Raw genomic sequence first — 14,183 nt, forward strand, 5'->3', positions numbered from 1 at the left:
ATTTTAAATAAAATATTTCTCTACTGATAGGTTCATATCTTCGCTTTCATTTTCTGATATTATACTCCATTCCTATTCCAAGATATGAGAGTAAATTTCTTTCTCCACTCTATCAAATTTGCCAATACCACCACTGACCGATGATTTCAAGGGTGATTGTTTTACTCTTTTGTTCCATATGATTCTCCTTTCATTCTTTTTGGGTAACAAAAAACCGAGAGATTCGGTGTTGAAGCACTCGGCTGTATATATTTAGACGCCATGTTTATAAACTAAAGAGTTTCACATAATATTTTCAATCTCTCTCAAATAATGCATTCAGTATAAATCTAACACTCTTTCAATTTTTTTCTTTTTATCAACAATCATTCTAGCTATAAACTGTTCATAACTCTCGTCAGGATAAAGAGGATTGGGGGTTTCCACTTTTTCTCCCACCATGATCTTTTCTGAAACAGATTCAAAAAAAGAAGTCATCTCCTGAAAATTACTATTTTTATAATATATATGTTTTTTATCAATATTTTCATAGAGAATCTTTAATTGTTTTAAATGTTCTCCCAACTGGAGTGGCTCTCCAGTTAATGGATGCAGGTAATTCATTCGCCTATTAATCATTACTTCTATTTCTTCCTTATTTGCAATTTCACAAGAAGTTCCCCGGCGAATATAAATCATATTTTGTTTAAGTGAGCCACTGTCTTTTTTAGATAAAAAGGGGATATATTCTGGTGTATCTTCTACAACCAGCATTTGAAATTTTTTACCCCTTAATGCTTCGTATTCTGCTGTAGTGTATGAAAAATCATAGATATCATATTTCAAATTCGATGAAATAAAATTCTTTATGCCATTAGAAACATCAGCCTTATCTTTAATCTCCGGCAAACCATCAGTATGTACACTCTTATCTTCGTTTTCTGCTACTCCAAATACAATGAACCCGCCCTGTGAATTAGCTAGGGCTAACATTTCTTTTGCTAAAGCAGCACGTTCAATCCATTGGCTTTTGAAATCAATAGCATTATGTTCACCTGTCTGTGCGCGTAAAAATTCTCTAAATTTATCAAGCGTAGGTTCTTGTAATAATTCATATACTAGATCCTTTATCTGTTTTGGAAATTTCATAGACATTCTCCTAGCTCCTTATTTTTCACTACTTCCCAAATCTCTTTTAGCCTGTTCAAAACTATATTTTAGTTTTTCAATACTCCATTCATATGAAAAAAAGGAATCATACTGCTCTTTTAATGAAATCCACCATGATTCATCGCCTTGCCACTTTGTATTTGCAATCACTATCTTAAGTTCGTTGGTTACATCCCGTAAAAAACCTTGAACAAATTCTTTGCCTGTACTATGATAAAAGGCTCCCCAATTTACTAAATGCGATTCATACCAGTATTCTGAATTATTCTCCGGAAGTTCGTATTTATTAATATATTTGCGAAGCTCCTCTTCCTGGGCACATCTTTTCAATAATACAGGTAGCACATAATGTGCTGACTTATTTCGTATAACTCTAGATACAGCATCCCACCATGCTTTATTACAGCCATCCATTAAAGATGTATTGCTTGCTTCTTGAATAGCTGCAGATAATGAACCATACTTGTTTAGCATTGTCGTAGAATCAGCTCTTTGCATTCCCGAATCTGTATCATTTAAAAGAGCCGCTCTTAACACGTGCTCCATTAGTAAACATAAATCTGTTAATGCACTATCATAATTACCTACCATAAATGATAAAACAGCTTCTTTGTATAAACAATTAATTGATGGCTCAATCCAAGGAAGAGGCTCTGGTATTTTTCCTGCATTGTTCGTTAGATTATAAAGTAAATTTCCTCCATAACCAATATCTTTCGTAATATGCCATACTTTCATTAAATTTACTCCTTTATTCCTATTAATAAATCTATTTTTTTAATGGATTCTCAATTTTCTGCGCTGCTTTCGTAAAAATTTTCTATACTCATGGGTTTTGCCATTGTTCTTAACCTTTCCTTATCTACGCCTGAACAAATTTTATCTACAAGTGTTCACTTCATCGGACTAGAATTCGCCTATTTTTAATAATTCAAAATCCTTACTTTTGAAGGAAACGCACCAAAGCCTGTTCCAATGCCAGAGTTATCTTCTAATATTTCTAAGATTCCAAGTTCTTCAAGTTTCTTTAATGTTCTAATACTACAGTTACCGCCCTGTGTATATACTATCCCATTTTGAGCATCAATTATTTTCATCGCTTGACATAGCTCACTTTTCTTAATCTTTTTCAAATCAATAACCTGTTTTCTTGCTTCATCAATTTGCGCCTTGCAAAAATCAATTGTTTCTTGTTGAACCTTTGATAATCTCATTTCTATTAATACTCCTATTTTTATATAATCTATCATTGAAACAGTACCTAAAAGTCCGATTTGTGGATCTGTTAGGCAAAGTCTATGAGCTACCTTTTACCAAATTTAGTATTAGTTTTCCTTGTATAATTCTCTATCAAAAACAAACCAAAAACCGTTATTTCCATATGGTGATTCTTTTCTAAAGCCATTTATTTCTAATATATGCTGAGACTCAGGATTTTTACAAATTAGAGCATAAACATCATCTTTAATATTTTCAGTTATGAATCGCTTAAGCAAAAAGTTTAATGCCTCTTTCATATATCCATTTCCACGGTACTCGGCTTGAGTGCCATATGAAACTTCTAAAGTTTTTCTTTTTGTTTCAATACCTATGTGACAAATTTGTTCGTCATTTTCATTATAAAATATAAAACCGCCATCTTCCGGCACATTAGACTTATTCTTAAGTATATCCACTCCTTTTTCGATTTCTGGGAATATTAAATGTCCATCGCAAATTTCGATATGACTTCTCATTATTAATCTCTCACTCTTAGCTTCCATTCTCACCATCTCCATAAATTCAAATCAATAGATACCATATCTTTGTACTATATAAAGATTATACCACAAAACCTCTCTTTGTCACCGCTCTTTTTCCACTGCTTTCCGCTTCTTCTCTACGGGTACATCTTCTTTTTCTTCCAGGATTTCATTCTCCTTCTTATCCATATTCAGCAGGATATTCAGCTCATCCAGACGTTTCGTCTTTTCGTTCAGCTCATCTTCATTCGGAAATTCTTTGGTTACTTCTATCTTCGCAGTCTCATATTGAGCAATCAGGTTCTCATATTCTTCCTTTGTCACATTTAACTTCTTCTCAATATTTTCAAGGGCATTATCAAGCCTTGTGATATTGCCATGCACATCACTGCCAAGTGAGGTTCTATGCCTTGCTTTATGTTTCAGCTCAACCTCATATTCTCGATTCAAAGTATCAAAGGAAAGTGTCATATCAAAGCCTCTGTAAGTGCCAAGAGGTGTCGGCTCTGGATTCTTCATGTTCTTGCAAGCATTTATGATAGCTTCTCCTGCCTCCGCCTTTTCTGTGTAATACACGCCGACAACCGTCATGCCTGCAAAGTGTTCGTTATCATTTTTCGGTTGACTTTGCAGGAGTGCAAAATCTTCTTCCAGTCCCGCTATCTTTTCCTCCTGCTTTCGCATTTCTGCCGGATAATACTTCATAATTCTATCTTCAAGCATATATTTTTCAGAAAGAAAATTCTGCTTTAGCAGTTTTAGTTTTGATACCTGAATATCAAGGTCCATCTTTTCTTTAATATGTGGATTTCCTGTAGCAAGCATTTTGATTTCTGCATAGGAAAGCGCCGCCTCATCGATATCTTCTGCACATCTGACCGGACTTTTAGAAGTCATAATCTGTGAAATAAACTTCTGCTTGTTTTCTACCAGCTGGTAAAGATAGGCGTCAAAGGTTTCCTCTGTAACATAGCGGTAAATTTCAACCTCCGGATTTTCGTTTCCCTGCCGGATAATTCTACCGCTTCTCTGCTCCAGATCAGTCGGTCATTTTTTGCGGACAGTTCATACATGCTATCCTTTTCTGTTCTCTGCTCCTGCGTTTGCTCTCGTTTGATTTCTCCCTCCGTATCTTCTTGGCACAAGCAGGACAATACCTTGATGCACCAGAGCCCGGGACATATTCAACGCCGCACACCGTACAATTTTTAGCGGGCATTGCTGCCCACCGTTTTGTAGGTATGATATGTAATTCATCGACAAAGCCGATGAATTTATAGTAAATCTTGATTTCCTGCTTCACTGTTCCGTCTGCCATCTTCTCACGCTCCGAAACAAGTATCTTGTCTATGAGTGCGTTTATAACTGTTGCATCCAGTTCTTTTAAGCCTTGATAATTTCGGATAAGGGCGAGGAAGTCACGGATTCCCCGTGATTTCTCGTAGCTTTCATTAAGAGTTTCCGTCACCTCTTTCAGCCTTGCTTCAATTTCAAGCTGCTCTTTCTGGTATTTCCCCGACATCATCTCAAAATTCCGCTCGGTAATACGCTCCATGACCTTATCCTCGTAGAGAGAGGAAAACAGCCTGTCCAGTTCCGCAAGGCGTTTGTTCAGCTTCTTACGTTCTTTCTCTAATGCTTTCGCCCTGCTCTGGTCTGTTTCCGTGAGCCGCTTTTCTATGGCCCTGACCGCCTTTTCATCATTCACTGCCATATCCGCAAAACAGTTGATGTCGGCAAGAACGGCATTGAATAAATCCCTTGCTTCTATATTGTGGGCACTACACTCGCTTCTTCCGTTTCTTGCATAATTATTACATGAATACTGTACACAGTCGATAATCTCTGGGCGTTTCCTCCTGTGTACGTTCATTGCCCGCAGAGCACATCCGCAGTCCACACACTTGATAACGCCTGCAAAAATATTTACAAATCCTCCCTTGTTCTGTGGAAGCCTACGACTTGTAATAAGCTGTTGGACAATATCAAATTCCTCCTGCGTGACTATTCCCTCATGGGTATTGGGTATCACTTCCCATTCTTCGGGCAGCTTAGAGGGGCGTTTCTTGCTTTTCATATTGGCGGCAATCCGTTTGTAGCCTACAAGATTTCCCGCATATATCGGGCTTCTTAAAATGCTCCTCACGCTGTTCCCACTCCAAATATAGCGTTTGTCCTCGTTCCCCTCAAAATGACGTTCAAAGCCTGTTTCGCCACGCTCCGCCGCATAAGCGGCAGGGCGTAGGATATGCTGTTTATTAAGATGTCTGCAAATTTTGGCAACTCCATTCCCTTTTAATGCAAGGTCGAATATCTCTTTTACAACATGTGCCACTTTATCATCTATCAGCAGATGGTTGTGGTCGGCAGGGTCTTTGATATAGCCATAAGGGGCGGTAGTTCCCATGAATTTCCCCTGTTGAAACCTCGCCCGATATGCCGATTTTATCTTAACAGATATGTCAGCGGCATACATTTCGTTTAAAATGTTGCGGAAAGGCGTGATGTCCATAGCAGATTTATTCAAGGTATCTACGCCGTCATTGACCGCTATATACCTCACGTTATGCTCTGGGAAGAAAACTTCCAGATATAACCCACAATCAAGATAGTTTCTCCCCAGACGGGATAAATCTTTCGTAATCACGCAGTTTATCAGACCGCTTTCAATGTCTTTTATCATATTCTGGAAACTTGGTCTTTGGAAATTTGTACCAGAATAACCATCGTCCACATACGTTTTTGCTATGTGCCATCCCTGCTTTTTCACATAATCCGTGAGGATGGATTTCTGTGTCGCAATGCTCGCACTCTCGTTATCCGTACCATCGTCTTTAGATAAGCGGCAATAAATGCCGACTAAATAGATTTTCTTTTCTTCTTTGATTCCTGCCATACTGTAAAACCTCCGTATCTGTCCTATCTGTTTTCATGTCCCATTGCGTACATTCTAAGCGGACAGCCCCTCATTGTCGAAGGTGTCGCCCTCGGCAATCTTCTTCCGAATATCCTCGGAGATAATCGGGACAAACGCTTCTGTAACGGTCTGTGTGCCGACATATTCACGGCTGATTATCATCTGCACTGGTGCTTTTGGCACGATACGCTTTCTCTTTTTATCTGCTTTCTTATCCTCGCCCATACTTAAATCTTCCTTTCCAGACAGGGCAGGGAAGAGTTTGGAAATGTCCCCGCCCTGCCAATCAGATACCATTAATCCTCGCTGTTTAATTCTTTCTGTAATGCTTTAAGGAGTGCCGCCGCTTCATCAGCGTTCAGCGTGATTCCCTTGCCGCACTTTTCACGGTTCGGGGAAAAGCTGCGGATGTCATACTTCGGCTCTTTCCCATTCCATGAAATGAGATTGATTTCCTTTGTGTAGCCACTGTCGCCCGTAGACAATACTGCGATTTCCTTTACGATTTCATACTGGATTTCTCTCATTCTCCATACCTCAACTCTCTGTATTTACTTCCCGAAAAAAGAAGATTAGCGGCTGTCACGGTTGCGTTTCCTCTGCAACTCACGCTCCAAAAGTTTGATGATGGTTTCCTCCATCTGCTTCGGCGTTGTGTTCTTCGGAAAGTATTTTTTCAGCTTGCTTGTGTTGATTTTCAAGGTTTCTTTCTGGTTGCCCTTTTCCTCCGTCATAATCGCAAATATCGTATCCATGTCAAGCCGCCCGCTCTGGCTTAACTGTTTCATCCGCTGTGCCTGTGAGAGTGAGGGCGTTGCTTCTTCGCTCTCCATCGTGGCAAAGAGGTTTTCCTGCTCGTCTTTCTTCAAGAAGGACAGTTCCACCGCAGGCGTGAGGGCGATTTTCCCCTCGTCCACCATCTGCAAAATCGGCGGTATCAGTTCCGTCAGGCGGATAAAACGCTGCACGGTCATCCTGCCCACGCCGAAGCCCTGTGCCACCTTGTCGTCCGTCCGCAACTTCGTCACAACTTGTGACGAGGTTAAGTCTGTGCGGAAACCCTGCCGCTTCATGGCTTCGGATTTCATCTTGTAAGCAAACGCCCGCTCCGATGGCAGGATATTCTCACGCTGCAAATTGCTGTCTACAAGGGTGATGATGGCTCGGTCACGGTCTAAGGGCAGGACAAACGCAGGCACGGTATTTATCCCTGCAAGTTCAGAAGCACGGACACGCCGCTGTCCTGCAATCACTTCATAACCGTCCCCGTCCTCTTTCGGGCGTGTGATTATCGGCGTGACAATGCCAAATTCCTTGATGCTTTCCGCTAACTCTGACAGTGTTTCATCTTCTGCCACATGAAACGGATTGTCGGGGAACGGGTACAAGTCTTTGGTCTTTAACACCTTAAAATCCTGTTTCTTCATTCACATATCTACCTTTCTTTCGCTCTGCTTCTATGATTTTTCTGCAATTCTTCCAACACTTCGGGCGGTATTTTTGACAGCAGCCGCCCCATCTGCTCGTTGGTTCTCTGCAATTCAAATATCTTCTGATTCGCTTTCTGCACCTTTAGTTCCTGCTCGTACTTTTCATCACGCATACGCCCCGCATAGTCTGATTCCTGCCCAATTCTCTCTTTCAAACTGTCGATATACGCCTGCTGTTTCCCGATTTCCTTAGAGAATTTCTCCACGTCTGGCAGCCATGCAGAGAGTAAATCTAACGCTTTATCCCTTTTCTTCCCTGCGTTAAAGGCGTTGATGTCGGATAGGGCAGACACGATTTCTTCATACTGTTTATCAAGCCTGCCGCCTAATTTATAGAGCCATGTGGGGACGTGTTTCCGCTTGGTTTCCATTGAGGACTGCCCCCGTTCAAGCTGATTCCACCGTGAGGACATCCGCTCATGGTAGGCGGTCTGCCACTCGGATAATGATTTCTGGTTGCCTAAGATAGCTTTCGCTGACAGCTTATTGTCTGGCGTAATCGGCACAAAGCAGAGGTGCATATGGGGCGTTCTCTCGTCCATATGGACGACAGCGGAGAGGATATTCTGCTTTCCAACACGCTCCGAAATGAAGTCAAGAGCCGTCTGGAAATACGCTTTTTGTTCTTCGGGCGGTAACTGGTTCATAAATTCTGGTGAAGCTGTGATGAGCGTTTCCACCATCATCACGCTGTCTTTCCTTGTCCTGCACCCCGCTTCGGCTACCATGCGGTTAATCTCTTTCTTGTAGGTGTACTTTGGTGGTGCTATGAGATGGTAATTGTTTTTAGAGCGTTCCATATCTATATCTGGGTTGCTTTTGTAGGCTTCTTTCTTCCGCTCGTTGTGGCGTTCACAAGCCGCAACGCCGCCCGCTTTTCGTTTCTGGAAACGCAGGATTGCATAAGGCATAGGCGGATTCCTCCTTTCTTTCGGCGGGTGACCGTCCTTTGGGGTGACAGCGGTGACGGTGGTGACAGCAGTTTTGGGATACCCCCTGCCGACTGCCGCAACTGTCACCCTCACCCCCTGCATGACGGTCATGTCGATGATGACGGTGTTTTTGGGATACCCCCCTCGCAAGAGCCGTCACCGTCATGCCGCCATTCTTTTATCCGAAGCCGTAAGGCGTAGGATAGCAGGGCACAGCCCTGCCTTAAGGGAGTCCAGAGGGAACGTCTGGCACACGACTTTGCAGGGCAAAGTGTAGTGTGTTACACCCTGTAAACGCAGTCGGAAAAATCGGAATGATTTTTCTGACCGCAGGGGTGGTTTTACACGACCGAAAAGGGCGAGTAAATCTCACGCCTGCATTTTGCGTTTACGGGGTGTTCTCCCGTAGGGATGACAGCGGCAGGGTATCCTAAAATCACTGTCACCACCGTCACTGCTGTCACCCGCAGGGCAGAGCCGCCAGCTTTACATGGCTTTAAGCGTCAATGACAGTAACAGGGGGGTATCCTAATATCGCTGTCACCACCATCACCGCTGTCACCCGCCCTCCTTGCAAGGGCAATCCGCCTGCCGTCTTTCCTGCGGCTGTACTGGTAGCAGATACGGTTCTCGCTTAAAAATGTGGTGCGGTATTCATTCAGCCATTTCGTAATCACCGTGGGTATGGTTTCCGTTTCCCCCATAGCGGCTAACAGTTCCGTTGCCGTGCCTATCCATTCTTCCTTATCCCTCATAAAATCCACCAACCGAAAAAGGACATCTGGTATCGTTTCTTTCGCAAGCTGCTCCTGCGTTTTCCGCTCCACAAGCTCCCAACGGCAATCACGGAAACGCAGCGTGTATTCCTGATAAGGCGTGTCCCTGCCCGTCACATACAGCTTGGCGGTGTCAGACGCACGTTTCTCCTTTTCCAGAACAAAGGTAGCGTCCGCACTCCCCGTTAATCCTGTCGTCCCAGACACCTTGTTGAACACGTCGCTGTCATTCTGCTTTCGGATGTGGTGTACGACAATGACCGCCAGAGAGTGCCTGTCGGCAAAGTCTTTGATGAGGGAGATGTCCCCATAGTCGCTTGCATAGGCATTGTCTTTTGAAGCTGTACGGACTTTCTGCAAGGTATCAATGACAATGAGCCTGCTGTCTGGGTAATCTTTCAGATAATCTTCAAGCTGCACGATAAGACCGTCTGACAGCTTGCAGCTTGCCACGGCAAAGTGGAGCCGCCCGCTTGCTTCGTCCGTCAAACGAAATAACCTGTCCTGTATGCGGCAGAACGTGTCCTCAAGGCAGAGGTAAAGCACATCGCCCTCCATTGTCGGCATATCCCATAAAGGGATTCCCTGCGACACGCATAAGCATAGCTTCAGCATGAGCCAGCTTTTGCCTATCTTCTGTGAGCCGCAGAACAGCGATAAGCCTGTCGGGATAAGGCTGTCCACCACAAAGGATGGTTTCTCAAGCGGTTCATAAAGGAGCGTTTCGGCGTTGACTGTCTGTAACTTCTGCATGGCTTTCCTCCTTTCGGGCGGTGTCTTTGTTTTCGTTGCACATAGGCGTTGACCTCCTTAAAAATAGATTTACTCCCACGGAAAAAAGTGAGAGTATGTAATGCCGCCAATCCCACACAAATAAAAAACAGATTTCTTTTTCGGGCGGTGTCGGTCACGGTTGGAGATATTTCTTCAATTTCCGCCTTTACTTTCTCCTTTGCAATCGCAACAGATTTCTGTATTGCCGAAGCGGTGCAATGCTCCATAGCGGCGATTTGGTAAAAATTGAACTCATACTCGTAGTAGAGCAGGAAACGCCGCCTTTGTATCTCTGGAAGGCTCCCAACCGCCTTATAGAGCGTTTCATTCCGTTCTTCCTCAACCATGCGTTCATCAAGGCTCTTAGGCACACGCAACGCCCGTCTGTAAAGGGTTTCGTCCCATACCTCGTTAAACTCCCTGTGCCGCTCGTCCCATTAGAAAAGATTCCTGTTCCTGCGCTCCATCTGCCGAAACTCCATAAAGAACTGTTCCGACACTTCCAACTCGTGGGATTTGCCCTGCCCGTCCTTAAAGCTGATAAAATACCTTGTGCCGCTTTCCGTGGATTCCTCCCGAAGCGTGTATGCCTTAACCCTGTATGCCATCCTGTTGTCCTCCTGCAAAAAATGAGTGAGGGGATTTCCATCCCTCACCCAGTAGCCCGCAGGATGGCAGGCTGTTTTAGAAGCTATAAAATTTTCCGCAGCTTCTTCCGCAGATGGTCTAACCTCGCATAGATGGCACCAGTCGTCAAATGCACAAGCGGGGCAATCTCCTTTGTGGAATACCCCTGCATTTTCAGCAGGACGATTTTCAAGGTACGCCCGTCCACCGTGACTAATACTTGATAGAGATTTTCGCTCTCAATCTCTTCCAGTAACTCCGCAACCGTACCCACTTCCGCCTGCCGCTCCCTGCCTGCCATGTCCTCAAGATATTCCGCAACGTCATTCGTCCATCGGTAAAACCGCCTGTTGGAATTGAAGTCTGCCCTGTCCGCCATGCGTATCTGCTCAATGGTCGCTTCATCAACGCCGCACTCACGCAGCAGCTTTTCCTCCGCTTCTTTCCAGATACGCCATTTCCTGTCCTCCCGTCCGTGGTTGTATGCCATTCTTACTTCCTCCAATCAGAATTGATTGAGAGGGCAGAGAAAAGCCCCCTCATCTTCCCAAAGGAAAAAACAAGGGGGCTGAACGCCTTAAATTTTAATTTTCTATTATCTTTCTTAGTTTTATTAGGATTCTGGCTTTGCGTTTGTTTACAACGCTCTGGGTTATGCCCAACCTCGCCCCGACTTCACGCTCGGAAAGTCCGTCAAAAAAGATTGCCTGTATCAGCTCCTGTTCACTATCCGACAGCAAAGGCAGGGCGGCTTTCAGCCTGTCCACCATGACCGCATTGACAACGGTTTCTGCAATGTCCACCGCTTCATCAGTGATAAAGTCCAGAGGATTCCCCTCGCTGTCCGTAAATCCGTCGAGAGATAGCAGTCTATTCTTTGTATCTAATTTTTGCAGATAACGCCACCGTTCCTTGTCACGGTAGAAGTCTGTGTATTGCTCCCTCACGACTTCAAGCAGACAGCCTTGAATGGGGATAAACAGCTTGTCCATATAGGTCTGGTCGGATTCCCTGCAACGGCAGAACTCCGTGTAGGATAATTCCACATAGCCGCCACTTTCTCTGATATATACCTTTCTTGGTGCATATTTCACCATAAATACCTCCCATCTGAATTTTTGAAATGTAAAAAATCCAGATGGAGAGGCGGAGAACGACACCGCATATCAGAAACAGCCCTACGGCACTTTCCAACAAAAATCGACAAAAGAAAAACCGCAAAGGCTCTGTGACCTTTACGGTTATAGGAAATAGTAATTCTATTGTATGGAGATTGTACTTCTACTTTCAAGGTGAGAAGTACCGTTGCACTGGCAGAAATTTTTTTAACTGGTTTCCTGCCGTTCTCTGATATACTATGTATTGATAAATTTTGCTTCGTATGAGCAGATAGATAACTGCCCGAAAAAAGGACATAAAAAAATCCCTCCAAATTTAAAAACAAATTCAGAGGGTAATTTAGGGTATAACAAAATAACCCACCCGAATATCGTTTTTTTTATTTGGTGAGTTTGTTCTTTCAAATACGAAACAAAAAGAGCCGATGATTCGTGAATTGTTCCACAATTTCATCGGCTCTGCGTCTTAAGCGTCTGGCTCTTTGATGACAGTTATCTTCAAGTTGTCAACTTTAATCAATCTTTCTTGTCTGCATTTTGGACAATAAAGGGGATAATTCTCCAAAACAGTGTCCTTCCTAATTTTATTACGGGTTTTGCTCCCACAAACAGGACACAATATCCATTCGCATTTCATCATAATTAGTCTCTAATCCTTTCAAATCTCATTTTATATGACTTTTGCAAGCTGTTAAGCTAACTTGTGGAACATATGCCGAACCTTATCTATACGGCTATTCGGGCGGCGGGGTTGGCAAATAAATTTACCAATAGCTGGCTGGTATCCTTTTAACTCTGTCAAGCAGACTCCCTGCCCATTTGTGAAATAAGTTAAATCGTTCCTGTATTCTTGAATACATCTAGCAGGGATTTCTCCTTTCAGAATGACCTCGTCATTCTTTATCTGAGTACTTACAATATCTGCACAATACCTTGGAGCATCATGATACGCCCGTGAGAGATATTCCTGCGGTGCATAAATTTCAAAGTGGAGATATGGCTCTAATAGTTCTGTCCCTGCTTTTTTTAAAGCCTGCTCCAATACGATAGGGGAAAGCAGCCGAAAGTCTGCGGGGGTACTTACAGGACTATAATACAATCCATATTCAAAACAGATTTTACAGTCTGTCACTTTCCATCCATACAGCCCCTGCTCGCAGCCATAAAGAACCCCCTCCATAACCGCATTTTGGAACGATTGATTTAAATATCCAAGTGAAACTCTGCTTTCATACTGCACTCCGCTTCCAATAGGGAGCGGCTCTATGGACAACCCGACAGAAGCCCAGAAAGGATTTGGCGGGACTTCTATGTGGATGGTATATTCTGCTTTTCTAAGCGGTCTTTCCATATATATAACAGTAGGCTCTTTTATTTCTGCCTCCACATGATATTTTTCCTCAAGGATGGCACAAATGACTTCCATCTGCACATTCCCCAAAAAAGAAAGTATAATCTCATGCGTTGTAGTATCCACATAATATTTTAAAAGAGGGTCGCCATCTGAAATTTCTGTAAGTGCCCCAAGCAATATTTCCCGCTGTTCAGATTTCTTTACTGCAATCGTTGTTTGGAGCATAGGGAGAGGATTTTCAATAAATTTTCTCTGCGGCAACAGTATTTCGTTCCCCAAAATACTGTTTAGCTGCAAAACATCATTTGGTAAAATTACAATATCACCAGAGCAGGCTGTATCGGATGAATATAATTCACCGTTTGTCGGAACACACATCTCTGTGATTTTTATTTTCTCTTTTTCAGATATTCTAATAACATCCCTCAAATGCAATGTTCCGCTATATATACGCACATAAACAAAACGCCGCCTTTTCTCTGAATATTCAATCTTAAAAACCTGCCCGCATAGTTCAGATTGACCTTCAGGCGTTGATGAATAAAATTTACTGGCAATTACTTCTATAAGCTGCCGAATCCCCAGATTGTTTTTAGCGCTTCCGTGATAAACGGGAAATAACGTTCCGTTTTGGAATCTCCTGTTTTCTTCCTGTTCCAGTTCTGACATTTTAAACGGTTTCCCTGACATATATTTCTCTAATAGTTCATCGTTTCCCATAATTACCGCATCCCACTGTTCCATATCGTCATTGTCCGTTACATTTATATGGGGATGCTGCCCAACCTTTTGCTTCACTATAATTTCCGAAGAAAGCTTTGCTTTCATTTCCCGATATACCATTGGCAAATCAATCCCCTCTTGGTCAATTTTATTGATGAAAAAAATTGTCGGAATCTTCATTATCTGTAGTGCATGAAACAGTATACGGGTCTGTGCCTGTATGCCATCCTTTGCAGAAACTAATAATACTGCTCCGTCTAATACGGATAAAGAACGGTATACTTCCGCCAAAAAATCCATATGGCCTGGCGTATCTATAATGTTGACTTTTACATCCTCCCACTGAAAAGATGTCACTGCTGTCTGGATAGTGATTCCCCTTTGACGCTCCAAATTCATTGTATCTGTCCTTGTTGTGCCTTCATCTACGCTCCCTAGTTCTGCAATTGCACCACTGGTATACAATAAACTTTCCGTTAATGTTGTCTTTCCTGCGTCAACGTGAGCCAGAATGCCTAAGTTAATTATTTTCATGTGATTTTCCTCCTATCAACACCCAAAAAAGGGCATAAAAATACCCA

15 protein-coding genes and 1 pseudogene are annotated in these 14,183 nt (G+C 42.9%); all 16 read right to left on the reverse strand.

Translation table 11 applies throughout. From position 1 onward, the window contains the following. Positions 1-318 precede the first annotated feature (318 nt). A complete protein-coding gene (locus D1155_RS04605; RefSeq protein ID WP_160201221.1) occupies positions 319-1,128 on the reverse strand; it encodes an ATP-binding protein in 810 nt (269 codons plus the stop codon). An 18-nt stretch (positions 1,129-1,146) separates the two neighbouring features. Then, on the reverse strand, positions 1,147-1,887 hold the full coding sequence (locus D1155_RS04610; RefSeq protein ID WP_160201222.1) for a hypothetical protein: 741 nt from the start codon (positions 1,885-1,887) through the stop codon (positions 1,147-1,149). A 185-nt stretch (positions 1,888-2,072) separates the two neighbouring features. Then, complete coding sequence (locus tag D1155_RS04615) at positions 2,073-2,399, reverse strand: hypothetical protein (protein ID WP_166554388.1); 327 nt, start codon at positions 2,397-2,399, stop codon at positions 2,073-2,075. 75 nt (positions 2,400-2,474) lie between these two features. After that, positions 2,475-2,912, reverse strand: coding sequence for a GNAT family N-acetyltransferase (locus tag D1155_RS04620; RefSeq protein ID WP_160201224.1), 438 nt, complete (start codon positions 2,910-2,912; stop codon positions 2,475-2,477). A gap of 81 nt (positions 2,913-2,993) precedes the next feature. Further along, positions 2,994-3,788, reverse strand: a complete 795-nt coding sequence (locus tag D1155_RS04625; RefSeq protein ID WP_160201225.1) for a hypothetical protein — start codon at positions 3,786-3,788, stop codon at positions 2,994-2,996. A gap of 142 nt (positions 3,789-3,930) precedes the next feature. After that, positions 3,931-5,787 carry a recombinase family protein gene (locus D1155_RS04630; RefSeq protein ID WP_001820670.1) on the reverse strand — a complete coding sequence of 619 codons (1,857 nt, stop codon included), beginning with the start codon at positions 5,785-5,787 and terminating at the stop codon, positions 3,931-3,933. A gap of 54 nt (positions 5,788-5,841) precedes the next feature. Next, a complete protein-coding gene (locus D1155_RS04635; protein ID WP_000253176.1) occupies positions 5,842-6,105 on the reverse strand; it encodes a hypothetical protein in 264 nt (87 codons plus the stop codon). Continuing rightward, positions 6,105-6,335, reverse strand: coding sequence for a PC4/YdbC family ssDNA-binding protein (locus tag D1155_RS04640; protein WP_001206986.1), 231 nt, complete (start codon positions 6,333-6,335; stop codon positions 6,105-6,107). The genes D1155_RS04635 and D1155_RS04640 overlap by 1 nt, the downstream gene beginning before the upstream one ends. Before the next feature lie 45 nt (positions 6,336-6,380). Next, positions 6,381-7,235: a ParB/RepB/Spo0J family partition protein gene (locus D1155_RS04645; RefSeq protein WP_000743700.1), complete on the reverse strand. Its 855-nt coding sequence runs from the start codon at positions 7,233-7,235 to the stop codon at positions 6,381-6,383. 8 nt (positions 7,236-7,243) lie between these two features. Continuing rightward, positions 7,244-8,209: a MobV family relaxase gene (gene mobV, locus D1155_RS04650; RefSeq protein WP_001820668.1), complete on the reverse strand. Its 966-nt coding sequence runs from the start codon at positions 8,207-8,209 to the stop codon at positions 7,244-7,246. Positions 8,210-8,733: 524 nt separating this feature from the next. After that, positions 8,734-9,759: an AAA family ATPase gene (locus tag D1155_RS04655; protein ID WP_001170964.1), complete on the reverse strand. Its 1,026-nt coding sequence runs from the start codon at positions 9,757-9,759 to the stop codon at positions 8,734-8,736. A gap of 154 nt (positions 9,760-9,913) precedes the next feature. Beyond that, positions 9,914-10,388, reverse strand: a pseudogene (locus D1155_RS04660) (sigma-70 family RNA polymerase sigma factor). 83 nt (positions 10,389-10,471) lie between these two features. Continuing rightward, the gene (locus D1155_RS04665; RefSeq protein ID WP_000323895.1) at positions 10,472-10,897 is read right to left on the reverse strand and encodes a sigma-70 family RNA polymerase sigma factor; all 426 of its coding nucleotides are present in this window, start codon (positions 10,895-10,897) and stop codon (positions 10,472-10,474) included. A gap of 94 nt (positions 10,898-10,991) precedes the next feature. After that, positions 10,992-11,501 (reverse strand): sigma-70 family RNA polymerase sigma factor, encoded by a 510-nt coding sequence (locus tag D1155_RS04670; RefSeq protein WP_105116765.1) that lies wholly within the window; start codon positions 11,499-11,501, stop codon positions 10,992-10,994. 490 nt (positions 11,502-11,991) lie between these two features. Next, complete coding sequence (locus D1155_RS04685) at positions 11,992-12,165, reverse strand: cysteine-rich KTR domain-containing protein (protein ID WP_002779755.1); 174 nt, start codon at positions 12,163-12,165, stop codon at positions 11,992-11,994. A gap of 51 nt (positions 12,166-12,216) precedes the next feature. Then, entirely contained in the window at positions 12,217-14,136 is a 1,920-nt protein-coding gene (tet(O), locus tag D1155_RS04690) for a tetracycline resistance ribosomal protection protein Tet(O) (RefSeq protein WP_000691758.1), read from the reverse strand. Positions 14,137-14,183 lie beyond the last annotated feature (47 nt).

It is taken from the genome of Anaerotruncus sp. 80 (assembly GCF_009936115.1).
GTDB lineage: Bacteria > Bacillota > Clostridia > Peptostreptococcales > Anaerovoracaceae > Senimuribacter > Senimuribacter intestinalis.